The sequence below is a fragment of the Colwellia sp. 12G3 genome, from assembly GCF_002836775.1.
Classification (GTDB): domain Bacteria; phylum Pseudomonadota; class Gammaproteobacteria; order Enterobacterales; family Alteromonadaceae; genus Colwellia.
Genome location: NZ_PJAQ01000068.1, coordinates 720,410 through 747,384, shown reverse-complemented (window position 1 = coordinate 747,384; position 26,975 = coordinate 720,410). Strand labels below are relative to the sequence as shown.

The window sequence follows — 26,975 nt, the reverse complement described above, 5'->3', positions numbered from 1 at the left end:
GCAATTTGATTATAATGAAAGAACATAGAAGTTGAGCTAAGACCTAATGAACATAGTTGAAAAATCCTTATTAAGTGATAGTAATATTGACGAAGAGATGTTGTCAAAAACCCTAAACAGTATGATGGGCCGAAAAGTTGATTATGCTGATTTTTATTTTCAAGCGAGTCAGCATGAAACCTGGGTCCTAGAAGATGGCATTGTTAAAGAAGGCTCATATAACATTGAACGTGGTGTTGGTGTAAGAGCAATCTCAGGCGAAAAAACGGGCTTTGCCTATTCTGATGATATTACCCCTGAAGCACTTCAACAGGCGGCCGATGCGGCAAAAGGTATTGCAGATAGTGGTACTGGTGCAAGCGTTAAAGCGTTTAGCCGTCAATCACCGATTGAAGTTTATCAATCAGTTGAGCCGCTTGGCAGCTTAACACAAGAGCAAAAGATTGATTTATTACATCAAGTTGAAGCACATGCACGTCAAGTCGATAGCCGGGTTAAGCAAGTTATAGCTAGCTTATCAGGTGTCTATGAAACTATATTAGTTAGCGCTAGCGATGGAACCTTTGGCACAGATATCCGTCCATTAGTTCGTTTAAACTGTTCGGTATTAGTTGAAGACAATGGCAAACGAGAACGTGCAAGTGCTGGTGGCGGTGCTCGTACAGATTACAGTTACTTCTTTGAGGTTGAAGCGGGAGATAACAAACCACGTTACCTTGCTTATGCTGAAGAATCTGTGAGACAAGCATTGGTTAACTTAGTTGCTATTGAAGCACCGGCAGGTACATACCCTGTAGTATTAGGTGCAGGTTGGCCTGGTGTATTATTACATGAAGCGGTTGGACACGGTTTAGAGGGTGACTTTAATCGTAAAGGTTCGTCAGCATTTTCAGGTAAAGTTGGTCAGCAAGTGACTTCTGAACTTTGTACCATTGTAGATGATGGTACATTAGCCTATCGTCGCGGTTCAGTATCTATTGATGATGAAGGCACGCCAGGACAATATAATGTACTGATCGAAAAGGGCATATTAAAAGGTTACATGCAAGATAAGCATAATGCTGGCTTGATGGGCGTAAAACCAACAGGTAATGGTAGACGTGAATCGTATGCGCATTTGCCTATGCCGCGAATGACTAATACTTATATGTTAGCGGGCGAGTCTAGTCCTGAAGATATCATTAAGTCGGTTAAAAAAGGTATTTATGCACCAAACTTTGCTGGTGGACAGGTAGATATTACTTCAGGTAAATTTGTTTTTACCAGTTCAGAAGCATACTTAATTGAAGATGGTAAAATTACGTCACCCGTTAAAGGCGCTACCTTAATAGGTAATGGACCTGAAGCGATGAAACGAATCAGTATGGTAGGTAATGATTTAAAACTTGATGCCGGTGTTGGTGTTTGTGGTAAAGATGGTCAAAGTATACCAGTTGGCGTTGGTCAACCTACCTTAAAAGTAGATGAAATGACGGTTGGAGGCACGCAGTAATTAGCGAGAATTAATAAGTGAGTTAACTGTAAAAGTTAGCAAGCACTACTATGAATAGTAGTGCTTGCAGATATCTACAGTTTTTATTCGTTTTCTTTTAAGCATTTTCTTTTAGGTAAGTGAACAAGTTCTTATAATGCTTACCCAGCTTCTCTGCCTTTTTCTCTTTCGCTGCATGGCGAATCAACTGCTTAATTTTTTGTCGCTCGATTGTTGGGAACTCACTAAGTAATGCTTCAACAGCGTCATTTCCGTGGTCAATCAATTCATCTCTAATCGTTTCTAAACGAACAAATTTTGCCGTTTCTTGCTGATGCTTATTAGCCATAACTTCAATAGCATGGTGAATTGGCTCAAGATCAGTTTCCAAAAGTATTCTCGCAGTATGACGAATGTGGCGTCGTAAAGCTTCATGCTTATTGGAGATCTTATCGGCTAAAATCATGGCATCTTTTATGTCATCACTTAAAGGTAAGCGACTTCGTTGATGCTTAGACATTTCTATTAAGCTCTGTGCAAAATCTTGTAATTTATGCATTTCACGCTTAACTTCACTTTTACTTTTTAACTCTTCTTCCATTTCTTCTGAAGATTCGTCGATATCTTTGGCTGACTGGGGCATAATAATGTCTAATACCATGTTAAAATAAATAATAATTGCCCTTATTATATCACTAAATTAATACCAATCGGACTAATTTATTGACCACTTAGCGAGAATTGAAAGGCTTAGAGGCAAGGCATTGATTGAAGAGAATGGTTATTCCCTTGTCAAAATCAATAACGCTGCTTGTAAGCCTTTTAAACTCGCCCTTTGGGAGCTCACTAGCAAACTGATAACATCACAAAATGAATGAAATATAGAGATAACTGTGTTTAATCCATTTTATTTGTTCTAAGCTCGCTAGTGAAGCTCTAAGTTGTTCAATTAATTAATCCGTTTGGTATAAATATTCTAAGTCACTGTTTAAGCCTTATTACTCCTTACTAAAGAAAAGAGAAAGTAGAAACCAATATGACCCTAGCCTCTAAATCGCATGATCCCCTAATGAAACAACTCAGCGAAGTTAAAGCACGTGTTAGCACGGTACTTGAACTTGCTAAATCACTTGGCGCAGATGGTGCTGAAGTTGCGATGAGCCGCCAACAAGGTTTAAGTGTCGGTACTCGCATGGGGGAAGTGGAAAATGTTGAGTTTACTAATGATGGTGGTTTAGGTATCACTGTTTACCGTGAAGGCCGTAAAGGTAGTGCTTCTACAGCTGACTTGTCAGAAAAAGCATTAATTCAGACGGTTACCGCTGCAGTAAACATCGCTAAATATACCTCGGTAGATGATTGTTCAGGTTTAGCTGATAAGTCTCTGCTGGCTATGGACCCACTTGATTTAGATTTATATCATCCTCATGAAATAAGTACAGAGGAAGCGATTGAACTTGCTAAAGAATGTGAAGAAAGTGCACTAGCAGTTGACCCTCGCGTTAGTAATTCAGACGGTGCCAATTTTGATACCTTTTCTGGTTTTAAGGTTTACGGGAATAGTCATGGACAATTAGTCGGTTACCCGAGTACTCGACATAGCTTGAGCTGTGTGATGATTGCGAGTGACGGTGATGATATGGAACGTGATTATGCTTACACCGTAAGTCGCGAGTTTTCTTTATTAGAAAGCGCTAAAAATATTGGTCTGCAAGCCTCACAAGAGGTGCTCTCTCGTTTAAAACCACAAACAATCCCGACAGGTAAAGTCCCTGTATTGTTTAGAGCTGATATTGCCAATACCATTTGGGGGCACTTTATTGCGGCGATTAGTGGCGGTAATCTATATCGAAAATCATCTTTTTTACTTGATGCCCTAGGTAATGATGTTTTCCCTAAATTTTTAAATATTAGTGAAAGACCTCACATTGCTAAAGGATTAGCGAGTAGTGCTTTTGATAGTGAAGGGGTTCTAACGCAGGATAGAGAAATCATCACTCAAGGTGCATTACAAACCTATTTGTTAACGAGTTATTCAGCACGTAAACTAGGATTGACTACCACAGGTCATGCCGGTGGCATCCATAACTGGTTGGTCGATGCTCAGGGTCATAACGGTAATTTCGACGCTATGTTAAAAACGTTAGGTACTGGTTTACTGGTTACTGAATTAATGGGGCAAGGGGTAAATGTGGTAAATGGTGATTATTCTCGTGGCGCGGCAGGATTTTGGGTCGAAAATGGTGAAATTTCTTACCCTGTAAGTGAAATAACCATAGCAGGTAATTTAGCGCAGATGTTCAAAGGCATTGTTGCTGTTGGCTCTGATGTTGATATGCGCGGAAGTATCCGTACTGGTTCCATTCTCATTGATGAGATGCAAGTCGCTGGACATTAGCAAGTAAATATTTATTCAATGTATAAATATATGAATAAAAAAGCGTTATCAATATTATATTGATAACGCTTTTTTTGTCAGTGAAACTAGGTTGTGATTACTCAGTAGCAATGACTAGGTAATTAAGTAACCTGAACTCTAGATAAGCAGTACTTGCTCAACATTCCCATTATTGTAGTTCTCATCGTTAAAACGTCGATAAATAGCCAGCTATTCATAAACGTTTTGCCTTGATAACCGCAGAAATTGAAACATTGATGGGACATTCAACGACTGTGACTTTGTTGAGGTTTTCGGATTAAAACCTAATGAATTGATTTCACTAAAGCATCAAGCACCCATTATCCATAGTGCAGGTTAAGTAAGCAATAACGTGGCTGTTCCAAGGAAAGCGAAAATACCCACAACATCGGTTACCGTAGTAATAATAACGCTACCGGCCAGGGCCGGGTCTATATTGAGGCGCTTTAAAAGCAGCGGAATACTTACACCAGCAAGTCCTGCAGCCGTCATGTTCATCAGCATAGCGAACGCAATAACACCGCCAAGCATTAAATCTTGTTTCCAAATAGCGACAACCGTCGCAATTAATGTCGCCCAAATTATGCCATTTAAAAAACCAATCGCCACTTCTTTACTGAGCAGAGCGCGAGCGTTACTATCACCAACATGACCTAATGCCATACCTCGAATAACCAGTGTTAAGGTTTGATTGCCTGCAACACCGCCCATACTAGGCACCAAAGAATTTAACACGGCTAAAATAGCTAATTGTTGAAAGACACCCTCAAACATACTGGTAACGGCAACAGCCATTAATGCGGTGATAAGGTTAACACCAAGCCATAATGAACGTTGCTTAGTACTTTTAATAACGGGGGCAAACGTATCCGCCTCATCATCTAAACCCGCCATACTCATCATAGAATGTTCAGCATTCTCACGAATGATATCGATCACATCATCAATGGTAATACGACCGAGTAAGCGACCAGCACCATCAACAACCGGGGCTGAAAACCAATCGTGACGTTCAAATAGCTGCGCAACATCTTGCTCATCCATATCTGCTTGCACCGCTTCAACTTCAGCATTAATCAAACTAGAAACAATGACTTCAGCCTTCGCTGTCACTATGGCAGCAAGTGATACTGCACCAATAAAATGGTTTTGACGATCAACGACATAAAATGAATCGGTTGCGTCAGGTAGTTTACCTTTTAGACGTAGGTACCTTAGTACTACTTCAACAGTGACTTCAGGGCGTAAGGTGATAGTATCCGTATTCATTATCCCACCAGCAGTATCTTCTTCATAAGATAACGCTGTTTCGACACGAGTACGGTCTTGCGAGTCCATCGAATTCAGTACTTCATTATAAATACTGTCTGGTAAAGTACGGAAAACCTCAGCTAAATCATCAATATCCATGCCTTCAGCAACCGCTGCAAGCTTTTCAGGACGCATGCTTTTCAGAATACCCTTACGGACTTCTTCATTTAGCTCTTCGAGGACTTCACCATGAAAGTCAGGATCTATAAGTTGCCAAAGTACCGGACGACTTTTTGCAGTGGATGATTCTAATATAAGAGCTAAATCATAAGCGGGCATGTGCTGTAGCAGTTTTCGTACGTAGACGAACATACCACTGCCAAGGGCTTCGTTAACCTGTTGTAACCTTTGTTGGTTAAACTCTTGTTCTGATAATTCTGGCATAGCGACTCTACTTCTTAAGTGTATAGTGCACAGAAAACCCTCTAAAGAGTGTATCGCTGAGAAGGTCGCGAAACGGAGGGTTGCTTAATGATGAAAAGAAAAACAGCTGTCTTTTGAAAATAGCTGAAGTCTACTTAAGTTTATCGTAACTTAGTGGTTTTATCAGCTTTTTTATCTTATAGAGGGCGCTTTTAGGTTGGTATTATTATTCAGATTCGTCAAATTTATCAGAAATAAGTTGGCATATTTCAGTTAATGCTAATTGTGCATCTTTGCCTTGAGCTGTGATATTTACAATTTTTCCTTGGCCGCCAGCTAATAGCATTAGCGCCATAATACTACTCGCATCGGCTTCTTTACCTGCCAATTCGAGGGTGATTTGCGCAGAAAATTTTTGACTTAGTTGGGCTAGTTTAGTCGCGGCACGCGCGTGTAAGCCTAACTTATTACAGATTGTTATTTGCTGAGAGATAGTACTCATTTGATTGCCAATAGTTTAGGTAGATTTAACATCAATATCTCTATGGTGAGTTTGAATATCCTCACGTTCTTTACGGAAATTTTTTGCTAACATTTCAGCGATATAAACAGACCTATGTTTACCACCAGTACAGCCAATTGCTATAGTGACATAGCTACGATTATTTCGTTCTAAATGCGGTAACCAAGTCATCATAAAACTATTAATTTGCCAAATAAATTTAGTAACAATAGCTTGGCTCGCGAGGAAATCTTTCACCTCTAAGTCGACACCTGTTTTACCTTTAAGTGATTTTTCCCAAAATGGATTAGGTAGAAATCTAGCATCAAAAACATAATCAGCATCAACAGGAATACCGTGTTTAAAGCCAAAAGACTCAAACACTAATACCATAGAGCCGGTTTTCTTGCCTAAGATCCGCTCTCTCACTAAATCAGCCAGTTGGTGGGGGGTAAGTTGACTGGTATTAATATATAAATCAGCATTAGTGGATATAGGCTCTAGTAATGATTTTTCTAAAGCAATAGCTTGATCAAGTGCCATATTCTCTCGAATAAGGGGATGTAACCGGCGTGTTTCACTAAAGCGTCTGATTAAGTCATTATCATCAGCATCTAAAAACAGCGTGTTCACGTCTACCGCTTTAGGTAAATAATCAATAATTTCTGGAATATCTTCAGGATCTTTCGGTAAGTTTCGAACATCTAAGCTGACCGCAACGTTTTCATAGTCGTTAATAACGGTATGAATTAATGCTGGCAGGAGATTAATAGGGATGTTATCTACACAATAATAACCAAGATCTTCTAAAACTCGCAGCGCAACTGATTTACCTGAGCCAGAGCGACCACTGACAATGATTAGTTTCATTTATTATATTCCGGAGTTTTTGTTTTCGGCAACTTTTTATGTTGCTAGCTTGCTTGCTGAATTAAGTTATAGAGTGCTTGATTATCATTGCATTTTCGAACTTTCTTGATCATTTTTTTGTCACTAAATAATTTAGCAATATTTTGTAGCGTATCTAAATGTTCTTGGCAGCTATTTTCAGGTACAAATAAAGCGATAAAAACATCTACTTCTCGATTATCAATGGCATCAAAGTCGATCGCGTGCTCAGTTGTTATTAATACGGCAACGGCTTTACTTGAATTAGGTAGTCGACCATGAGGAATGGCAATTCCATTACCTATACCGGTACTACCCATTTTCTCTCTATCGAGTAAACTCTCTAATAGTTCATCTTGCTCTATGTCAGTTATCTGAGAAGCGGCGAGTTGACATATTTTTTCTAAAATACGCTTTTTGCTGGTTACTGCTGCTGCACAACAGGTAGAGCTTGTTGTTAATATTTCTGATAGTTGCATAATTGTGTTTATGGTTTTTAGGCGCCACTTAACCTAAATCATTTAGCTCAGGGCGCCAGCTGTAACATACTTTAATTACTTTAAAGCGTTCTATTAACTCAACTTAATGATGAGATATTTTGCCTTTATGCTTAAGAATCTGTCGATCAAGTTTATCAACTAAGGTATCAATAGAAGTATACATATCGGTGTTCACTGCTGATGCAAATACTTCACTGCCATTCATATGAATATTAGCTTCAGCTTTTTGGTTAAGCTTTTCTACGGTAAGTACCACATGTACATTATTGATGTGATCAAAATGTCGTTCTAGTTTTGAGAACTTTGTATCGACATATTCTCGTAATGAACTTGTTACTTCAACATGGTGGCCAGAAAGATTAATTTGCATAAGCATGATCCTTTTATTGTAGTATTTTAAAGTAAACTCTTACGTTGGTTTGACGGTGGTATTGCTAATGATTCTCTGTACTTAGCAATGGTACGTCGTGCCACATTTATTCCCTGCTCGGCCAATAAATTAGCCATTTTACTATCACTTAACGGTTTAGCAGGTATTTCCGCTAAGATTAGTTTTTTAATTAAAGAGCGAATTGCCGTAGATGAGCACTCACCACCATTTTCGGTACTAACATGGCTAGAGAAGAAGTACTTCAGCTCAAAAATACCTCTTGGCGTATGCATATATTTTTGCGTGGTAACGCGTGATATGGTCGATTCGTGCATATCAACAGCTTCAGCTATATCGTTTAAGACCATAGGTCTCATGGCTTCAGCACCATGTTCTAAAAAGCCTTGCTGGCGTTGAACAATACAGTTGGATACTTTAAGTAGCGTGTCATTGCGTGACTCTAAACTCTTAATAAACCATTTAGCTTCTTGTAAATTGGATCGAATAAATTGCCCATCATCAGTTGACGACTTCATTGTTTTAGACATGGCAGCATACTGCTTATTGATCGATAATTTTGGTGTTGTATCAGAATTTAATTCAACTACCCAGCGTCCATTTTTTTTCTCAACAGTAACATCAGGAATAACATATTGATCATTGCCTTTAATTACCACATCACCAGGGCGAGGATTCAAGCTTTGAATTAAACGCATCACTTCACGTAGCTGATCTTCTTTTAATTTGGTTTTACGCATTAACTGGCGATAATCTCGATTGCCAAGTAAATCAATATGCTCACTAATAATCAATTTACTTTCTTTGAGATAAGGAGTGTCAGCACTAAATTGATTTAATTGAATAAGTAGGCAGTCGGGAATTGAGCGTGCAGCGACACCAATAGGATCAAACATATTAATACGCTTTAATACGGCTTCTACTTCATCAAGTTCAAGACCGTCGATACCGACACTTTCCAAGATATCTTCGGTTGAAACAGTTAAATATCCTGCATCATCAACCGCTTCAATAATCGCAATAGCGATGGTTTTATCGGTACTGGTGAAGGGCGTTAATTCCATTTGCCATAATAAGTGATCTTGTATGGAATCGGTTGTTTCACCTTGATAGGTATAATCATCAGCAGGACTACTTACTGCGCCAGTATTTGATACTCCAGCACTATAACTATCTTCCCAGGTGGTATCGATATTGAGCTCTTCTGGTATATCACTCTTTTCCATGGCCTCAGTAGTCGATATTTCGTCAATACTGGCCTTTTGATCTTCACTACCGTCGCCAGTGTCTTGTTCAGTTGTTGTGTCATTCGTGTTGGTTGAAAAAGCTTCTTCAAGATTATTTTGTTCAGTGGAACTTTCACTTGCGGCTTTTTCATCTAACTCAAGTAGTGGGTTGCTCTCTAAAACTTCTTGAATTTCTTGTTGTAACTCTAACGTTGATAATTGCAATAGCTTGATCGCTTGTTGCAACTGTGGAGTCATCGTTAAGTGTTGTCCAATACGGAGCTGTAGTGTAGGGCGCATCTAGGTTATATGATTTCCTATTTATTATTCTGAGTAGTTACGTCTTTGCAATGTGTCATTACTTTTCAATTAACGTTGTTGGCTAAAATGACTAACTTATAACTTTACTATAGCGTGAATTGTTCGCCAAGGTATACATCTCTGACTTTTTGATTAGCAAGAATTTGATCTGCATTACCTTGTGCAATTATTTCACCGTGACTAACTATGTAAGCATGCTCACAAACGTCTAAAGTTTCTCTAACATTGTGGTCTGTGATTAATATACCTATGCCTCGTTGCTTTAAGTGTAAGATGATTTTTTTAATGTCGCCAACCGAAATTGGGTCAACCCCGGCAAAAGGTTCATCTAATAAAATAAATTGCGGGTCTGCGGCTAATGCACGGGCAATTTCGACTCTTCGTCTTTCACCACCAGATAAGCTCATACCGGTATTATCTTTGATATGACAAATATGAAACTCTTCTAAGAGGTGTTCGAGTTTTTCAGCTCGCTGAGTTTCAGTAAGCTCTTTACGTGTTTGTAATATCGCCATGATATTATCAGTTACGGTAAGCTTTCTAAAAATAGAGGCTTCTTGCGGCAAATATCCAATACCGCTACGGGCTCTTTCATGCATAGGGGCAAGCGTTAAGTCTTCACCGTTTAGCTTGATAGTCCCATTGTCATTCGGCACTAAGCCAACGATCATATAAAAGGAAGTAGTTTTACCCGCACCATTTGGTCCTAACAAACCAACAATTTGTCCTGCATTGACTTGCAAACTAACATTTTTAACGACTTGTCGGCTTTTATAAGACTTCGATAAGCTATCGGCAATAAGGGTATTTACGGGAGCCTGCTGTTCTGAGTTAGTTGTCACGGTTATCGCCTTTTTTTTCAACTACCTTTTCAGTTACTTTTTCCGCTTTAGATTTCTCGTATGTTTCTTTCTGTTTTTTCAAAATGGTGGGTTGTAATACGGTGGTAACTGATTGATTACTAGCGCTTTTGGCCTCTAGCTTTTCATTTAAGGTATTGTATGTTATTTCATTACCACTCACTTCACTACCCGCTTGCTTGACCAAAGCATTACCTGTAATCGTAATCATATGGGAAGTAGGACTATAAGTTATTTCATCAGCTTGTAATTTAATTAAGCTACCGTCTTCTAATTTTTGCTGAAATATAGCGGGTTTACCTTTGGCTAAATAAGTATCATTTTTGTCGCCAGTCTTCTTATCGACGACACTAAATACTTTAACTATATCAGCAGTAATAGAGATAGAGCCTTGACGAATACTGACATTGTCTAAGTAACTGGCTATTTTATTTTTAAGATCTGCAGCTTGTCTTTGTGATTTAATGGTGATCTCTTGTTCTAGATCTTTTTTAGCGGCTTGAGCAGGGCTAAAAATAAACAGACAAGAAGTAAGTGCTAATACTCTGATGGTATTACGTTTGAAGGTATTACGTTTGAAGGTAATACGGCTTAAATTAGCTTTCATCATATTTTTTATAGATAGTACGTTCATGCTGGGTTAGGGTCATTTGTTTAGTGTTTAAATCGATAATTAGTCCTGAGCCATACATGGTGAAGTCTTTGCCGACCACAACAACAGCTTGCTCTGAACTAATGATATTTGTTTTTAAATCTAATGCGATTGTTTTGCAATGAATCTCTTTTATTAAACTGCCAATGTCGGTTGCTTTAATATGCACTTGATTTTTTAACTCTACACGGTTGTCTTTGTAAAGCGTTGCTTCTTGTGCACTTACCTTCCAAGGCAAAGCATTCTTTTGTGGATATAAGGTGTAATTTGGCGATTCAAAGTAACTGACCTCTAAATCAGCATAATGTTCCATTCTTTCCGCTTCAATAGTGTGAGACAGTAACCCTAAATCACTATATATTTTACTTTCTAGCTTCTCAGCGATAAAGTCAGGGCGTTGTTCATTAACAATTAAGGTATCTTGCTCAATTGATGCAGTACGCCATTCAATAATGCCATAAACTAGCGCACTAAGCAGTAAGACAAATAGCGCTAGGCTATTTAATCGATTCATATACTCGCGCCCGAAGCACTGGCTAAGCTACCTTGGCTTTGCATAATCAAATCACACGTTTCCCGTACGGCGCCAAAACCACCACGAGTAAATGTTGTGTAATCAGCATTACGTAACACTAAAGGGTGGCCGTCGGAAACGCTAATGCCGAGACCTACGGCTTCAATACAAGGTAAATCAGGTGTGTCATCACCTATGTAAGCGACTTCGTTAAGGTTAATGTTTAACTGTTGAGTTAACTCAATTAAGGCGGGTAATTTATTTTCTTGGCCTTGAATAATATGAGCAACATTTAATGCTTTCATACGATTAGCGACAATTGCAGAGTTTCTTCCAGTAATAATCGCAACATCAACACCACTGGCGCCTAGCGCTTTTATGCCAAAGCCATCTTTAGTATGGAAAGCTTTTAGCTCTTCGCCGTCATTGCCTAAATATATTCTACCGTCAGAAAATACGCCATCAACATCACATACCAAGAGTCTTATTTGTTGCGCTTTAGCTAATATGTTACTTTGTACATTGCCATATAGGGTATTCATTAAAGCACTCCAGAACTTAAGAAGTCATGCATATTCATTGCGCCAACCAGCTTATTGTTGTTATCGACAATGATTAGGCCGTTTATTTTATTATCTTCCATTATCTTTAAGGCCTGTGCGGCTAGCATATCACTTTGCGCTACTCTGGGGTTATGTGTCATTACTGTGCTGATACTATCACTGTGAATATCGACTCTATTATCTAATACTCTGCGAAGATCGCCATCAGTAAATAATCCGACTAGCTGCTGTTTGTCATTCACTATAGCAGTCATGCCTAAACCTTTTAATGACATTTCTACCAAGGCATCTTTGATCAGTGCATGCTCAGAAACAACAGGGATTCTTTCGCCTTGATGCATAATATCGTTTAGGCGAAGTAATAAACGTTTACCTAAACTACCACCTGGATGAGATAAAGCGAAATCATCAGCGGTAAAATCACGAGCATTAAGTAGAGCGACAGCTAAAGCATCACCCATAACTAGTGCTGCAGTGGTGCTTGATGTAGGCGCTAAACCCAAAGGGCAAGCTTCAGCAGATACTTTAATGCAGACATGTGTATCGGCTAGTTTAGCTAAGGTAGAGTCGGTGTTACCTGTCATTGAAATTAATTTAGCGCCGATGCGTTTAATAACTGGAATGATGGCAAGTACTTCACTGGTTTCACCTGAATTAGAGATGGTTAACACCACATCATTACTGGTGATCATGCCTAAATCACCATGACTGGCTTCTCCAGGATGAACAAAGAAAGCGGGTGTGCCGGTACTGGCAAGTGTCGCTGCTATTTTACCGCCAATATGACCTGACTTACCCATACCAATAACGATAACTCGACCTTTGCAATGAAACATGAGTTGACAGGCAAGCTCAAAATTATCATCAATATACTGTACTAGTTCAGCAATAGCTTGCTGTTCAATTTCAATAACGTTTTTTGCTAACTGTTTGAAGTTTTGCATAATGATTAATTTATATCAGCTCTTATGATTATAATTGGCTAAAAAGTAATACTTGATAGGCGATAAAGCTTAACAGTAATAATCCGCCTTTGGCACGGGTAATTCTAAATGCACCAAAGCGTCGACTAAAACATAAAATAAATAGCAGTAAAGTAACACCTAACATATAAGGTGCATCTCTACTGGCAGCTAACGGATCAATATTTCCAGGCGCAATCAGCCCCGCTATTGGTAATACAGCCAGGATATTAAAGATATTCGAACCTATTATATTACCTAATGCTAAGTCGTCTTCTTTTTTGATAATACTCATAATGCTAGCGGCGAGCTCAGGTAAGCTAGTACCTATAGCAATAATAGTTAATCCAATAACTAAGTCACTAATACCAAATGCTTTGGCTATAAATACAGAAGAGTCAACCAAAAAGCTCGCACTTAATGGTAATAAAATGATTCCAACAGTTAACCATAGTAAAGATGATTTCATATCTACAGCGGCAGGAACATCATGCTCTGCAGCAATAATCAAGGGGTCATCACTGGGCTTGCCCTTTGTTTTCTTCAAGGTGATAACAAGCAGTGCGATAATGTAAATGGCAAAGCCAGACATTAAGACAATGCCTTCAATAAAACTTAAGTGGTCATCAATAAGTAACCAATAGCCTAAAGCGGTTACGGCCAGAATAAGTGGGATTTCACGTTTTATAGTTTGTGATGAAACGGTTAAAGGTTGTAATAAAGCGGTAATACCAAGCACTAAAGCGATATTGGTAATATTTGAGCCTATAGCGTTACCAATGGCCGTATCGGGATTACCTTGCAATGATGCGGTTGCCGCTACCATCATTTCAGGTGCTGAAGATCCCATAGCAACGATGGTTAAACCAACTATCATTGGTGAAATACCTAAGTTTCTCGCTAATGATGAGGCGCCAAAAACGAATTTATCGGCACTCCAAACTAAAGCAACAAGGGCGATAAGTAATATAAAAATCTGTTCTAGCATTAAGGACTCCAAAGTTAAGCGTAAATTGTCGCTGGTTGTTGAGCAAAAAAGAAGTAAATAATGCGGCCAAAATGAAAATAGTATTCTTTTGCCTTACTTTTAAGCAAAAACGATCACTTTCTTACAAATTAACCTCAGCTTTTTACAAATATTGCGCTGTTATTGGTTTATTTCTAATGAAGAATTCTAGTCGCTAAGGTAAGATCACCTACCATTATTAGAATTTCTATTGTATACCCGCTCCACTTGAAGATGCTCGTTTCAGGAAACCTGAGCAAATCATAATCAAGGCACATTTTTTTGTTAAGGGTTATTCCCTTAAAAACAAATGTAACGACGAATATGGTTTGCTCAGTTTTCCCCAAAAGGGCTGGTTTATAAATGCTTTATGCTACGTTATTGATTTCGACAATAGAATAACTATTCTCTTCAATCAATGCCTTGCCTAAAGGCGTTTATAATTCCAGCTGAATCCTGCATCTTCAAGTGGAACGGGTATCTATTTAGGCAATAATAAACAGTGACGTTGAACGATGACAAACTCTGCACCAGAAATAAACTTGGTTGAAATTGAAAATCTAACCTTTAAACGGGGTGAGCGAGTCATTTATGATGATATTAGCTTGTCTATCCCTAAAGGGAAAATTACCGCGATTATGGGACCCAGTGGCATTGGTAAAACAACATTGCTGCGCTTAATTGGCGGTCAAATAAAACCTGAAAGCGGTAATATATTTTTTGCCGGTAAAAATATCCCATTACTCTCTCGTAAAGACTTATATGAAGCGCGAAAACATATGAGTATGCTCTTTCAAAGCGGTGCGTTATTCACCGAAATGAACGTTTACGATAATATAGCCTTTCCGATTAGAGAACACACCAAACTATCTGAAGCTATCATTGAGAAAATAGTACTGATGAAATTAGAAGCGGTTGGTTTACGAGGTGCAAGACACCTGCAACCCAGTGAACTTTCTGGGGGAATGGCACGCAGAGTAGCATTAGCGCGCGCAATTGCCCTCGACCCTGAGTTGATTTTGTATGATGAGCCATTTGCGGGCCAAGATCCTATTTCTATGGGCGTTATTGTCCGGTTAATACGCTCATTAAGTGATGCTCTAGGGTTAACATCTATAGTGGTTTCACATGATGTTCCCGAAGTCATGAGCATCGCAGATTATATTTATATTGTGGCAGAAAAGAAAATCATTGGCCATGGCACACCTGAGCAAATACGACAAGATAGCTCTCCTTTAGTGCAACAATTTATTCAAGGAGAGGCTGATGGCGCAGTACCTTTTCATTATGAAGCACCAGCTTATAGTGATGAACTCATTAAGATACCTTCAAAAAGAGTTAAATAAATGAATCAGTTTCAAGGCGGCAAATAGTGCAGCAGATACAGTTTTTAGGTAAGCAAACTCTAAATTTGATAGGTGGTTTAGGCCGAGCAGTAATTTTGTTGGTTTCTGCGTTAATGCATATACCCAATATTCGTAAAGGTACACCTTTATTGATGCAACAGCTTTACAGCGTTGGCGTCTTGTCTTTAATGATTATTGTAGTATCCGGCACTTTCATTGGTATGGTCTTAGCTTTACAAGGGTATACTATTCTTGTGGGTTATGGCGCTGAGGCTAGTTTAGGTCCTATGGTTGCATTGTCGTTATTACGTGAACTTGGCCCCGTGGTTGCTGCTTTATTATTTGCAGGGCGTGCTGGCTCTGCACTGACAGCAGAGATTGGCTTAATGAAAGCGACAGAGCAATTATCAAGTTTAGAAATGATGGCAATTGACCCTTTAAGGAGAGTTATAGCGCCGCGTTTTTGGGCTGGATTTATTAGCCTCCCCTTATTAGCAGCTATTTTTTCTATGGTGGGTATCCTTGGCGCTCATGTTGTTGGTGTTGACTGGCTAGGTGTTGATGGCGGGACTTTTTGGTCAGTAATGCAAGACCAAGTCGACTTTCAAAAAGATATCCTCAACGGTATTATTAAAAGTATTGTATTTGCTTTTGTTGTTATGTGGATTGCCGTATACAAAGGTTACGATTGTGAGCCTACCTCTGAGGGGATTAGTCGGGCGACTACCTCAACAGTAGTGCAATCATCATTATTAGTTTTATTTTTAGATTTTATTTTAACGGCATTAATGTTCGTAAAGTAGTTAACGCTGGTAAAGCGATTACTGAACATTGTTGTTCCGTTATAATTTTATTGTTCAATTTTTATTACAAGGCGTTGGTGAAAGACATGGTGTCAAAGAAAGTAGAATTATTAGTAGGTTTTTTTGTTGCATTAGGTCTAGCTGCCTTATTGATGTTATCGCTTAAAGTAGCAAACTCAGGTATAGGTGGTGGTGGTGAAAGCTATCAGCTTTTTGCTAAGTTCGATAATATTGGCGGCTTAAAAGTGCGTTCACCTATTAAAGTAGGCGGGGTTGTTGTTGGCCGTGTTAGCAATATATCGTTAGATAAAGAAGATTATACCCCTTTGGTTACTCTTGAAATTTATACACAATATAATGAATTTTCAGAAGCTACCTCTGTCGCAATACTAACGGCAGGTTTGTTGGGGGAACAATATTTAGGTATACAACCTGGTTTTGTAGATGAATCTGTAGATACATTACAACCAGGTGATTTTATTGAAGATACTAAGCCAGCCTTAGTATTAGAAGAGTTGATTGGTCAATTTTTATTTAGCCAAGGAAGTGGTGAGGAGTAGTAAGTGAACATAAGTAAATTTGGTAGAGGTAATATATTTATTAGTTTAGTGGTTAGCCTGATAATTAGTCATAATGCTATCGCTAATAGCGAAGAAGCAACTACGCTAGCTTCTCAGGTAACTGAGCTCCCTATAAATGCAACACGTTCAGCTGTTGATCAAAGCAACCCGTACCTCATGATAAAAGGCGCGGCGGAGCAGACTTTTCAACGTTTTGCACGCGAACAACAAGCAATTCAAGACAACCCCAATTTGTTAAAAGACATCGTCCGAGAAGAACTGATGCCGTATATAAATTATAAATATTCGGCTTTTAAGGTTATTGGTACGTACTTAAAGAAAACTACTGATGAAGAGCGACGTGCATTCGTACCCGTTTTTCGAGAATATTTAGTGAGCTCTTATGCGCAAGTGTTTACTTTATATGATAATCAAGTAGTAAATTTCTCTCCAGAAAGAACCTTTGAGGATAAAAAAATTGTCGCTGTAAATACAAGCATTATTATGCCGGGTCGAGATAATATTGATGTGGCATTCAAGGTTAGACTGAATACAAAGACTAAACAGTGGCAAGCCTTTGATATGGTTGCAGAGGGAATTAGCTTACTTGATTCAAAGCAAGCTGAATTAGGCAGCATTATTAGGCAAAAAGGCCTGCCTTACGTTACTGAATTATTAAAGACTAAAAGTACTCGTGACATTGTTTTTAAAAATCGAGCAGTAAAAAATGAAAATACAACAGAAAAAAAAGAGCAGCAAGGATAAACAGTGAGTAAAGCGAATATAGTTCTTAATCATGGTACCCTAGCAGTCTCTGGCCAATTGAGCCGTTATACTATAGCGGATATTAAAGATAGTGAGTATGTAAATTGGTTTGCGCATGGCGCTGTTAAAGTGGATTTAAGCAAGGTTAGCAAGGCAGACACTGCTGGCCTCGCTTGGTTGTTTTATCTTTTAGAGCAAGCCGCACATCACTCTTGTCAATTGAGTTTTAGCAATATACCAGACAAATTAACTAAATTAATCACCTTAAGTGGCGTAGATGGTTTATTACCTATAACATGTGATTAGTATCATAAAAATAATGAACAAAGGAGACTCCCTTGGAAGTTGGCGAGATTGAAAATTTAGTAAGTAAGTTAATAAATGAAGTACTTGAACTTGATGAACTTCATGTGGCTTTTGATGGTTCTCAATGCCGAATCAATGCGGTAAGTGATATGTTTGATGACTTGAGTCGTGTTAAACGCCAACAAGCCGTTTTAAAGCCATTGGCTGATATTATAAAAGATGGCACAATCCACGCCGTTACTGTGAAGACATTTAATAAAGCGCAGTGGCAACGTGATAAATTATTTAATAGTTAGTATTAATTAGTAATAGTGTTACTAATTTGTATTTTTAATGCCTAGCTTTTTATTGCTGGGCATTTTTGTGTATACTGGCTCGATGTTTTTTAATCCTTTTTAAGTAAGTAGTAGTTATTTTGGACGCATTTAAAGTTATTGGTGGTAAACCACTGCGCGGCGATGTCGTGATCTCTGGAGCAAAAAACGCTGCTCTTCCTATTTTGATGTCAGCGCTATTATCTAAAACACCTGTTGTTTTTAGTAACGTACCGCAATTAAATGATATTTTAACAACGGTTAAATTATTAGGTCAGTTAGGAGCTAAAACTGAGTGGCTTAACGAAGAGAAACTTATGATCGATGCTAGTAGCATTGATGTTTGTCGTGCGCCGTATGACTTAGTAAAAACTATGCGCGCTTCAATTCTCGTACTTGGCCCATTACTCGCTCGTATGGGGCATGCAGAAGTGTCTTTGCCGGGTGGTTGTGCCATCGGCGCAAGACCAGTTAACTTGCATATCCAGGGCCTAAAGCTTATGGGAGCAGATATTACCGTTGAAGACGGTTATATTGTGGCTAAAAAGCAAGGCCGTTTAAGCGGGGCAACTATTTTCATGGACACGGTTAGTGTAACCGGCACCGAAAATCTAATGATGGCTGCTGCGTTAGCTGATGGCGTTACCGTTATTGAAAATGCTGCTCGAGAGCCCGAAATTGTTGATCTTGCTAATTGTTTGATTAGTATGGGTGCAAAAATTACCGGGGCGGGTACTGATACTTTAACTATTGAAGGTGTTAGCGAGCTTTGTGGTAAAGAATATACTGTTATGCCTGATCGTATTGAAACAGGTACTTTCTTGGTCGCTGCTGCAGTAACTCAAGGTCATATCAAATGTTTGAATACCGACCCTAAGGCTTTAGAAGCAGTATTGAGTAAGCTGCAAGAAGCAGGTGCTACAATCACTACCGGCGATGACTGGATAGAACTAGAAATGACCTCTCGAGCTAAAGCGGTAAATGTTAGAACAGCTCCTCATCCTGCTTTTCCTACTGATATGCAAGCACAGTTTATGACGATGAATGTACTAGCTGAAGGTACTGCAACAGTTATTGAAACTATTTTTGAAAACCGTTTTATGCATGTACCAGAATTACAACGTATGGGTGCAGATATCGCTTTAGAAGGTAACACCGCTATTGTTAAAGGGGTAACTAGTCTTAACGGTGCTCAAGTGATGGCGACTGATTTACGTGCATCAGCAAGTTTAGTGATTGCAGGTTTAGTTGCGAAATCACCAACGCAAGTAGACCGTATTTACCATATTGACCGTGGCTACTTATGTATTGAGGGTAAGCTACAAGGCTTAGGTGCTGATATTACACGTATCAAAGTTGATTAATCGTTCATATATATTACTGTATTAACTTACTGATTAGTGAGTGGCGCAGATTGAAAAACCAGTACTGTAACAAGTACTGGTTTTTTTCCTTTAAAGGGCCAGATAAAAGTTACGTATACTTTCTGTGGAAATAATAATTGTTTAATGGCTGTGTTTAATGGCTAAAGCCGCCTATCAATTTTGAAACATTAACCTTTATGGTAAAGGTTATACCAGTTCCATTAAGTTTGTGATTTTGTGGTGCGAAGAAAAAATAATTTAATGAACGTGATATTACGAGGTAATGATATTACATGCCTAATCACATATATAAACACCAGATAATGCTAGATATAGCAACTTTACAAGAAGAAGATGGGTAGGAAGAATTTAAATCGTAAGTCAACAATATGCTGATATTATGACGACTATAAAGCAGGTAATAAAAAAGGACATCCAATTAAGGTATGTCCTTTCTTTAACATCTTTAGATTTGTTATCGAATTATTACCCGAATAACCTACCTAATTATTGCAAATTAAAGTGCAACGATGTTTTCAGCTTGAGGTCCTTTCTGACCGTCAGTAACTGTAAATTCAACTTTTTGACCTTCAGCAAGAGTTTTGAAACCGTCACCAACGATAGCGTTGAAGTGAGCAAAAACGTCTGGACCGTTTTCTTGCTCGATAAAACCAAAACCTTTAGCTTCGTTAAACCATTTTACTGTACCAGTAGTAGTAGACATATGTGTATCCTATAAATATTTAAGAGTAATTATACTAACAATCTTTGCACAAGCGAAGCTGCTAGGGGTTTGCTAAAAAGAGTTGCTATTACTTATAAATCAGGACGTGTTACAGATATCTTATCTACGTAAGCATGAGATAACATCGAAATGGTGTACAAAAAAATAAAACTAACTTCAAGCTGGGTGCATTATATAGTTAGAAACTTATATGTCAACCATTAGTATCGTATAAGCTGTAAGTTAAGGAGTAAAATAGACTTACAGCTTTACTTTATTGTTATAATTTAAACTCTTGAACCGATTGTTGTAGTTCTTCCGCTAAACGTGCAACTTCACTACTTGATGCTGCTGTTTGTTGTGAGCCTGCAGTGGTTTGCTCTGCAATAGTGACGATAGACTCAAGATTTTCACTAATTTCATGGGCAACCACACTTTGCTCTTCAGCAGCTGTTGCAATTTGTGAACTGCGATCAAATGCTTCATGAACCGCGTGAGTGATAACCTCTAGGGCATGATCTGCTTCTTCACTTTGCTTAACACATTCGCTCGCTTTAACCTTACCTGCATCCATTACGGTTACTGCTTTACCTGCGCCCGTTTGTAGTGCTTCGATCATTGTTTGTATTTCAGAGGTCGATTGTTGGGTTCTGCTTGCTAGAGTACGTACTTCATCTGCAACAACAGCAAAGCCTCGACCTTGCTCACCTGCTCGCGCAGCTTCAATGGCGGCATTTAATGCTAATAAGTTAGTTTGGTCGGCAATACTTCGTATTACATCTAAAATACTACCAATGGAGGCACTGTCTTGTTGTAATTGATTAATTACTTGCGCAGCTGAGTCAACTTCACTAGCAAGTAACTCAATGGTTTGACGGTTTCTTGCAGAAATAACCTTAACTCGTTCTGCTTCATCATCAGCGTGTTTAATTTCGCCAAGGGCATCATTAGCGCTTGATAGAACACTTTGTGCAGTACTGCTCATTTCAGTGGTAGCGGAAGCCGCTTGTTCTACTTGATTACGTTGCTCTTCTATCGCTGTGGTACTTTGGGCGGTAACAGCTGACGTTTGCTCAGCAGCGGCTGCCAGTTGAGCGGAGCGATTTACAATGCTTTCAATTAAATTACGCAAGCTATCAATTAATAAATTGCAATTTTTGGATAGTTGAGCAAACTCATCTTTACCACTTTCATCAAGTTTCATCGAAAGATCACCAGAGGCAACGATATTGAGCATTTCATTAACGCGTGCCAATGGACGAGTAATACCAATAAGTGTAATTCTCGCGATTATTAGCGCTACAGCAATTGATATGAGCATAATAATGGTTGTTTGAGTACTACCACGGCTAACTGAATCTGCAACCAGTTGACTTGCTTCAATAGTTGTTTGGTTAGCAAGTTCAATTTGATTATCTAATACTTTGTTAACTTGATCGGCAACTTTTTCTTCTTTTAGTAGCAGGGAAGTTGCTTGTTGATTAGCTCTAAGTTGCTTTGCTTTGTGAGCTAGTATGCCATCGTCTTGTGATAGAAGGTTTTGTATTTCGTTGAATGCTAACGTCACTTCCTGTGAAATATCTTCAATACCATGAGCATTTAATTCAGCAACGATAGCATCAACTGACCCTTTTGCCTCATTAAGGCTACGAGATACTTCATTCTCAATAAGCTGAGTAGTACTCTCATCTAGGATATCGCGGTACTCGAATACAGAAGAGACTATAGAGTTAAACTTGTTTTCCAACTGCTCACTTAAGCTGATTGCACGTTGAAGTTTAGTATCAGCAAGTTCATGATCAGCTAAATCTAACAATAACATGACGGTGTCATCTGCTTTTTCTTCTAAAGTATTAATTTTTTCAGTCAATAACTTTTTTTGTTCGATACTGATTTTATGGTTACTAAACAAACCAATACTAGCAGTATTAAAGGTTGAGTATAACTGGTCAACTTGAGATAAATTAGTTATCAAATCTTGTTCAGAAGCTACAATTTGCTTTAATTCTGATAATTGCCTTGTAAATATTGTTTCTATATCTTTATAATTTTTAAGATCTCCAGCTAATAGATTAAGATCAGTTTGATAATAGCCTTTTAGGGCCAAATTACTCATTTTACTAAGTTCAAGCGCAAGCTTATTGCTGGCTTTGAGAGTTGGGATCGCCAAAGTATTCTGTTGCTGAGTCGACTTGCTGATGGTATTTAAGTTAGATAACGATATTATGCTAATTACTATCAGTAAAATTGAGATAATGGCAAAGCCACCAATTATTTTTACAGCTACAGTCAAATTCATAGAATCCACCCAATTGGTAGGCTACTTGCCTAGTTAATACGTTTATTTGTTTATGATATACAAAGCTTAGCTTGTATCGGCTTGTAATAGTAAATATTTAGTTTATATTTTAGTATTATACGGTGTGAAAAGTTATCCACCATAGTTTTTTGTACAATAATAACCTCTTCTAATTATTCATTTCAGCATTTTGCTTGAAGTATTTTTTATCATGCCAGCGAAGCAGGGTCAAATGATTCCCCCAAACACACCCTGTATCTAAGGGATAAACGTTAGAGTGTGAACTTTTACCCATGAGCGAGGCCCAATGACCAAAAACCCATTGAGTATATCGGATCGTTTTAGATAATTCATACCAAGCAACGATGTTGTCAATATTTGTATTTTCAGGAGACTCTTTTTGAGTAAACTCTAGTGAGCCATCTAGAAAACAAAACCGCATGCGAGTAAACGCATTAATACTATAACGAAATTTTTCAACGTCAGTTTTTGCTTTATGCCAGTTGTTAGGCTCCTCACCATACATTAATGCTAACCAAGTATTACGGTCACTACTTGCTAACTTAGTATGAACAAACTCGGCTTGTTCTAGCGCATCTACTAACTGCCATTGTGGTGAAATACCAGCATGACTCATGTAGGCAGTGTCTTCATGATGACTAGATTCCGTTGGGAAACAGGGCTCAGTATTCGATATTTTTTGTAATAAAGGCTGTGCGGCTAACCAGTCCATAAGCTCATTAACATCAGGGGCTGCTAATACTGCTGATAAGTTATCTGATTTTTTAGCTTTTTTGATGCCAGCGTGAACCGCTAATAAATGTAAGTCGTGATTACCTAAAACGACTTTAGCATGCTTGCCAAGGGATTTAACAAAGCGTAACGTTTCAAGAGAATCTGGACCGCGAGCAACTAGATCGCCCGCGACATAGAGGATATCCTTTTTACGATCAAAATTGACTTTTGAAAGCAAGGAAGTTAACTCGTTAAAGCAACCTTGGATATCGCCGACCAGATAAATCGCCATAAGCTATACCATTTTGATTAAGTTTCTTTTCACTCAGCGAGAGTTAAAAGGCTTAGAGGCAAGGCATTGATTGAAGAGAATGGTTATTCCCTTATCAAAATCAATAACGTAGCATGTAAGCCTTTACCTTTTATTAGATACTCGCCCTTCGGGAGTTTGTCAGCGATTCGATAACCGCACTGAATTTCTTTCATATAGAATAACTATAATATAAAAAATTCAATTTGTTCTCAAACCGCTGACAAGCTCTGAGTGGGAACAAACTTAGTCAAATTGGTATTACTCTGCTTCGATTGCAGAATCCCCATTCAAACTGTCGTTAGCATGTAGAGTCTTTTTATTTTTTGCCATGTGTCTTTTTTCCTTTACTGGAGCAACCTCTGGTGGGTTATCCACAATAAAATCAGCAAGTTTCTTAAATTCATCAAGCGTTAAATTTTCTGGACGTAAATTAGCATCAATGTTTAATTCAGCTAACTGTGCTTCGCTAATTAACTTTTTAAAAGTATTTCTAATCGTTTTTCTACGTTGGTTAAATGCGGCCAAACAAACGGTGTTTAATGCGTTAATGTCTTTAACTGGATTCTCAATATGTGTATGAGGAATCAAACGTACTATCGCAGAGTCGACTTTTGGAGCGGGCTTAAAAGCCTCAGGTCCTATTTCCATCACAGGATGTACTTGACACTGATACTGAGTCATTATTGATAAACGACCATAGGCTTTACAGTGAGGCCCTGCAGCCATTCGTTCTACCACTTCTTTTTGTAACATGAAGTGCATATCTTTTACTTTATCTTTAAAAGTTAACAGATGAAAAATAAGCGGCGTAGAAATGTTGTAAGGTAAATTACCAAAAATTCGTAATGGTTTTTCTTCATTTGCTAACTGAGCAAAATCAAATTTCAGTGCATCAGTTTCATAAATAGTTAAATCTTTGGCTAAAAATGGATGATGACGAAGTCTATGGGCAAGATCTCTGTCTAATTCAACGACGGATAATTTACCTGCACGTTCGATAACAGGCTCTGTTAAGGCACCTAAACCAGGGCCAATTTCTATTAGGTTTTCACCAGGCTCTGGATTAATGGCATCAACAATGTCACTGATAACAGCATCATTATGGAGAAAATTCTGTCCAAAGCGTTTTTTTGCTTGGTGACCTAAATGTTTTTTGTCGTTCATAACTACTTCTTTGTTAAACTATTTGTTATTAGCTAAGTTGATGGCGTTGTTCATTGCTTCAATAAAACTACCTGAGTCTGCTGTACCTTTACCTGCAAGTTCAAGTGCTGTTCCGTGATCAACAGAGGTACGAATAAAAGGTAGGCCAAGTGTAATATTTACCGAGGAGCCAAAGCCTTTGTATTTTAGTACGGGAAGTCCTTGGTCGTGATACATAGCTAAAATAGCATCCGCTTCAGCCAAGTATTTTTCCTGAAAAATTGTATCGGCAGGTAAAGGGCCGATAATATCGATGCCCTCGGTGCGAAGGTCAGCAAAAGCGGGTTCCATAACTTCTATTTCTTCGCGGCCGAGATGACCATCTTCACCCGCATGGGGATTGATACCACAAGCATAAATTTTAGGTGATTTGATACCAAATTTATCTTGTAAATCTTGATGTAAAATCCGGGTAACCTTCTGTAAACGCTCATAGGTAATTGCTTTAGACACGTAAGCCAGAGGTATGTGCGTAGTTACTAATGCCACTCGAAGACCTTTGGTAGCAAGCATCATAACAACATCAGTACAATTAGCTTGATTAGCAAAATATTCGGTGTGGCCACTAAAGGCAATACCTGCTTTATTTATTAGACCCTTGTGTACAGGACCTGTCACTATTGCATCAAACTCACCTGAGATGTTTTTTTCACTGGCAATTCTTAACGTTTCTACTACATATGCGCCATTGGCACTATTTAGCGTTCCAGGAATACAAGGTTCGGCTAGTTCAACATCAAGCACTGTTAAAGTCCCTGCTTGTTGCGCTTTGGCTGGAGTATGCTGATCATAATCGATTAGGGTTAACGGTAAAGAAAGTACTTTTGCCCTTTCTTGTAATAATGATTTTGAAGCAATGACAACCATTTCAACAGGCCAGTCTTGTTGAGCAATAGTAATAACTAGGTCGGAACCAATACCTGCTGGTTCACCGGGTGTAATGGCAATGCGTAGTGTCATTACTTGCCATCCTGTTCAAATATTTCAATGTAGGCTTCATCGCGGGTTTCTTTTAACCAGCGCGTGCTTTCCATACCATATTTACGGTTAAAGAGAATTTGGTAAGCGCGGTTTTCATTTAATTGTGACGTGGCATCAACCAAACGTCGATCTTCTAGTTGAATAATATGCCAACCAAAAGAGGAGCGAAATGGTTTATGAAGTTCTCCAATTTTCATTGAGGCTAGTGCGTCTGTGAAAGCAGGGTCATAGCTTTTCGGATCTGCCCATCCTAAATCTCCGCCACGAACAGATGTTGGCCCTTCAGAATGTTTTTTAGCTAATTCTTCAAAGGTTGCTTCACCCGCTTCAATTTGATTTAAAAAAACCTGTAATAAAGATTCCGCTTTTGCATCGCTCAAAATAATTGATGGTATTATTAATATGTGACGAGATTTTGTTTCTTCCACTTCGACTATTTTTCTACCTCGAATATCTAATATTTTAACTATGCTATAACCTAAGCCTGTACGAATTGGGCCAACAATAGTGTCTTTAGGTTTATCATTAATTAACTCAGAGAAGAGTGTAGGCATTTCATTAATATTTTTCCAACCTAAATCACCACCTTTTAAGGCATTAGCATCACCTGAAGAAGTAATCGCAATTTTAGCAAAGTCAGAGCCATCATTAAGTAGGTCTACAACCTTGGTTGCGCGGATTTTAGCTGCCGCTAAATCTTCTTGACTCGCATCGGCTGGGAATTCTATTAAGATATGGCCTAAATGATATTCGACATTATTAGTACTTTGCTCTTTCATCACACTAAGTAAATTTTGTATTTCTTGTGGGGAAACAAATATTCGACGTCTAACACTATTACGGCTTACTTCACCTGAAACCAGTTCTATCCGAACATTTTCACGGTATTTTTCATAACTATTACCCTCACTAATAATTTTCTGACGAAACTGAGCTAGAGTAATCTTGTCTTCTTTGGCCATATTATTTAAAGTTTGGTCAAGTTGTGCATCACTTATTTGGATACCCATGCGCTGACCCATTTGACTAAGCAAGCTATCATTAATGAGTTTATCCATTACTTGAATGCGTAAAGCATTATCAGAGGGTAAGCTTTGATTATTGCTTTTAGCTTGTTGCTTTATATTAACGAGTAGGTCATTAACTTCAGACTCAAGTACTACACCGCTATTAACGATGGCAGCAACTCTATCAAGCAGTTCTTCTTTTGCTTGTACGGACGTGATAGTAGTCATGATAAGACTAGAGGCTAACAGTATTGCTTTAATTCTATATTTCATATTTTTTATATCTTGTTTTATATTTTTAATAGTGCG

28 protein-coding genes are annotated in these 26,975 nt (G+C 38.4%); 9 read left to right on the top strand and 19 right to left on the bottom strand.

All coding sequences use genetic code 11. The features are described 5' to 3' along the window. The first annotated feature begins 46 nt into the window (after nt 1-46). A complete protein-coding gene (gene tldD / locus CXF71_RS20835) occupies nt 47-1,492 on the top strand; it encodes a metalloprotease TldD (protein ID WP_101234826.1) in 1,446 nt (481 codons plus the stop codon). A 97-nt stretch (nt 1,493-1,589) separates the two neighbouring features. Here the strand turns inward: tldD and yjgA are convergent, their stop codons facing one another. After that, the gene (yjgA, locus tag CXF71_RS20830; protein ID WP_101234967.1) at nt 1,590-2,114 is read right to left on the bottom strand and encodes a ribosome biogenesis factor YjgA; all 525 of its coding nucleotides are present in this window, start codon (nt 2,112-2,114) and stop codon (nt 1,590-1,592) included. Nucleotides 2,115-2,507: 393 nt separating this feature from the next. Here yjgA and pmbA point away from each other — a divergent pair, with 393 nt between their 5' ends. Then, entirely contained in the window at nt 2,508-3,869 is a 1,362-nt protein-coding gene (pmbA, locus tag CXF71_RS20825) for a metalloprotease PmbA (protein WP_101234825.1), read from the top strand. Between the two features lie 357 nt (nt 3,870-4,226). On the opposite strand, the gene mgtE is transcribed toward pmbA, so the two are convergent. From mgtE to CXF71_RS20765, 12 genes are all read right to left on the bottom strand, one after another. Then, complete coding sequence (gene mgtE / locus CXF71_RS20820; RefSeq protein ID WP_101234824.1) at nt 4,227-5,585, bottom strand: magnesium transporter; 1,359 nt, start codon at nt 5,583-5,585, stop codon at nt 4,227-4,229. Nucleotides 5,586-5,790: 205 nt separating this feature from the next. Next, nucleotides 5,791-6,066, bottom strand: coding sequence for an HPr family phosphocarrier protein (locus CXF71_RS20815; RefSeq protein WP_101234823.1), 276 nt, complete (start codon nt 6,064-6,066; stop codon nt 5,791-5,793). 15 nt (nt 6,067-6,081) lie between these two features. After that, nucleotides 6,082-6,936, bottom strand: coding sequence for an RNase adapter RapZ (gene rapZ, locus CXF71_RS20810; protein WP_101234822.1), 855 nt, complete (start codon nt 6,934-6,936; stop codon nt 6,082-6,084). 44 nt (nt 6,937-6,980) lie between these two features. Next, nucleotides 6,981-7,433 carry a PTS IIA-like nitrogen regulatory protein PtsN gene (gene ptsN / locus CXF71_RS20805; RefSeq protein WP_101234821.1) on the bottom strand — a complete coding sequence of 151 codons (453 nt, stop codon included), beginning with the start codon at nt 7,431-7,433 and terminating at the stop codon, nt 6,981-6,983. A 103-nt stretch (nt 7,434-7,536) separates the two neighbouring features. Next, nucleotides 7,537-7,824, bottom strand: coding sequence for a ribosome hibernation promoting factor (hpf, locus tag CXF71_RS20800; RefSeq protein ID WP_101234820.1), 288 nt, complete (start codon nt 7,822-7,824; stop codon nt 7,537-7,539). A gap of 26 nt (nt 7,825-7,850) precedes the next feature. Next, nucleotides 7,851-9,368 (bottom strand): RNA polymerase factor sigma-54, encoded by a 1,518-nt coding sequence (locus CXF71_RS20795; protein WP_101234819.1) that lies wholly within the window; start codon nt 9,366-9,368, stop codon nt 7,851-7,853. 107 nt (nt 9,369-9,475) lie between these two features. After that, a complete protein-coding gene (lptB, locus tag CXF71_RS20790; protein WP_101234818.1) occupies nt 9,476-10,231 on the bottom strand; it encodes an LPS export ABC transporter ATP-binding protein in 756 nt (251 codons plus the stop codon). Then, on the bottom strand, nt 10,221-10,859 hold the full coding sequence (lptA, locus tag CXF71_RS20785; protein WP_232771566.1) for a lipopolysaccharide transport periplasmic protein LptA: 639 nt from the start codon (nt 10,857-10,859) through the stop codon (nt 10,221-10,223). The genes lptB and lptA overlap by 11 nt, the downstream gene beginning before the upstream one ends. Further along, a complete protein-coding gene (gene lptC / locus CXF71_RS20780; RefSeq protein ID WP_101234816.1) occupies nt 10,846-11,415 on the bottom strand; it encodes an LPS export ABC transporter periplasmic protein LptC in 570 nt (189 codons plus the stop codon). The genes lptA and lptC overlap by 14 nt, the downstream gene beginning before the upstream one ends. Next, nucleotides 11,412-11,957, bottom strand: a complete 546-nt coding sequence (gene kdsC, locus CXF71_RS20775) for a 3-deoxy-manno-octulosonate-8-phosphatase KdsC (protein ID WP_101234815.1) — start codon at nt 11,955-11,957, stop codon at nt 11,412-11,414. The genes lptC and kdsC overlap by 4 nt, the downstream gene beginning before the upstream one ends. Continuing rightward, a complete protein-coding gene (locus CXF71_RS20770; protein WP_101234814.1) occupies nt 11,957-12,922 on the bottom strand; it encodes a KpsF/GutQ family sugar-phosphate isomerase in 966 nt (321 codons plus the stop codon). Before CXF71_RS20770 ends, kdsC begins: the two co-directional genes overlap by 1 nt. A gap of 28 nt (nt 12,923-12,950) precedes the next feature. Further along, nucleotides 12,951-13,928, bottom strand: a complete 978-nt coding sequence (locus CXF71_RS20765) for a calcium/sodium antiporter (protein ID WP_101234813.1) — start codon at nt 13,926-13,928, stop codon at nt 12,951-12,953. Between the two features lie 533 nt (nt 13,929-14,461). Here CXF71_RS20765 and mlaF point away from each other — a divergent pair. From mlaF to murA, 7 genes are all read left to right on the top strand, one after another. Beyond that, a complete protein-coding gene (gene mlaF / locus CXF71_RS20760) occupies nt 14,462-15,292 on the top strand; it encodes a phospholipid ABC transporter ATP-binding protein MlaF (RefSeq protein ID WP_101234812.1) in 831 nt (276 codons plus the stop codon). A 26-nt stretch (nt 15,293-15,318) separates the two neighbouring features. After that, nucleotides 15,319-16,095 carry a lipid asymmetry maintenance ABC transporter permease subunit MlaE gene (gene mlaE, locus CXF71_RS20755; RefSeq protein ID WP_101234811.1) on the top strand — a complete coding sequence of 259 codons (777 nt, stop codon included), beginning with the start codon at nt 15,319-15,321 and terminating at the stop codon, nt 16,093-16,095. Nucleotides 16,096-16,181: 86 nt separating this feature from the next. Then, a complete protein-coding gene (mlaD, locus tag CXF71_RS20750) occupies nt 16,182-16,655 on the top strand; it encodes an outer membrane lipid asymmetry maintenance protein MlaD (RefSeq protein ID WP_101234810.1) in 474 nt (157 codons plus the stop codon). Nucleotides 16,656-16,658: 3 nt separating this feature from the next. Next, the gene (locus CXF71_RS20745; protein ID WP_101234809.1) at nt 16,659-17,420 is read left to right on the top strand and encodes an ABC transporter substrate-binding protein; all 762 of its coding nucleotides are present in this window, start codon (nt 16,659-16,661) and stop codon (nt 17,418-17,420) included. 3 nt (nt 17,421-17,423) lie between these two features. Then, nucleotides 17,424-17,726: an STAS domain-containing protein gene (locus CXF71_RS20740; RefSeq protein ID WP_101234808.1), complete on the top strand. Its 303-nt coding sequence runs from the start codon at nt 17,424-17,426 to the stop codon at nt 17,724-17,726. Between the two features lie 32 nt (nt 17,727-17,758). After that, complete coding sequence (locus CXF71_RS20735) at nt 17,759-18,022, top strand: BolA family protein (protein WP_101234807.1); 264 nt, start codon at nt 17,759-17,761, stop codon at nt 18,020-18,022. A gap of 119 nt (nt 18,023-18,141) precedes the next feature. Next, entirely contained in the window at nt 18,142-19,404 is a 1,263-nt protein-coding gene (gene murA / locus CXF71_RS20730; protein ID WP_101234806.1) for a UDP-N-acetylglucosamine 1-carboxyvinyltransferase, read from the top strand. Nucleotides 19,405-19,921: 517 nt separating this feature from the next. Here murA and CXF71_RS20725 read toward each other — a convergent pair. The 6 genes from CXF71_RS20725 to surA form a co-directional block, all read right to left on the bottom strand. Further along, a complete protein-coding gene (locus CXF71_RS20725; protein WP_011045258.1) occupies nt 19,922-20,128 on the bottom strand; it encodes a cold-shock protein in 207 nt (68 codons plus the stop codon). A gap of 280 nt (nt 20,129-20,408) precedes the next feature. Then, complete coding sequence (locus CXF71_RS20720; RefSeq protein WP_101234805.1) at nt 20,409-22,427, bottom strand: methyl-accepting chemotaxis protein; 2,019 nt, start codon at nt 22,425-22,427, stop codon at nt 20,409-20,411. A 169-nt stretch (nt 22,428-22,596) separates the two neighbouring features. Beyond that, entirely contained in the window at nt 22,597-23,454 is an 858-nt protein-coding gene (locus tag CXF71_RS20715; protein ID WP_101234804.1) for a symmetrical bis(5'-nucleosyl)-tetraphosphatase, read from the bottom strand. Nucleotides 23,455-23,733: 279 nt separating this feature from the next. Further along, complete coding sequence (gene rsmA / locus CXF71_RS20710; RefSeq protein ID WP_101234803.1) at nt 23,734-24,639, bottom strand: 16S rRNA (adenine(1518)-N(6)/adenine(1519)-N(6))-dimethyltransferase RsmA; 906 nt, start codon at nt 24,637-24,639, stop codon at nt 23,734-23,736. 18 nt (nt 24,640-24,657) lie between these two features. Then, on the bottom strand, nt 24,658-25,638 hold the full coding sequence (gene pdxA / locus CXF71_RS20705) for a 4-hydroxythreonine-4-phosphate dehydrogenase PdxA (RefSeq protein ID WP_101234802.1): 981 nt from the start codon (nt 25,636-25,638) through the stop codon (nt 24,658-24,660). Further along, nucleotides 25,638-26,960 carry a peptidylprolyl isomerase SurA gene (gene surA, locus CXF71_RS20700; protein ID WP_269800831.1) on the bottom strand — a complete coding sequence of 441 codons (1,323 nt, stop codon included), beginning with the start codon at nt 26,958-26,960 and terminating at the stop codon, nt 25,638-25,640. Before surA ends, pdxA begins: the two co-directional genes overlap by 1 nt. Nucleotides 26,961-26,975: the final 15 nt, after the last annotated feature.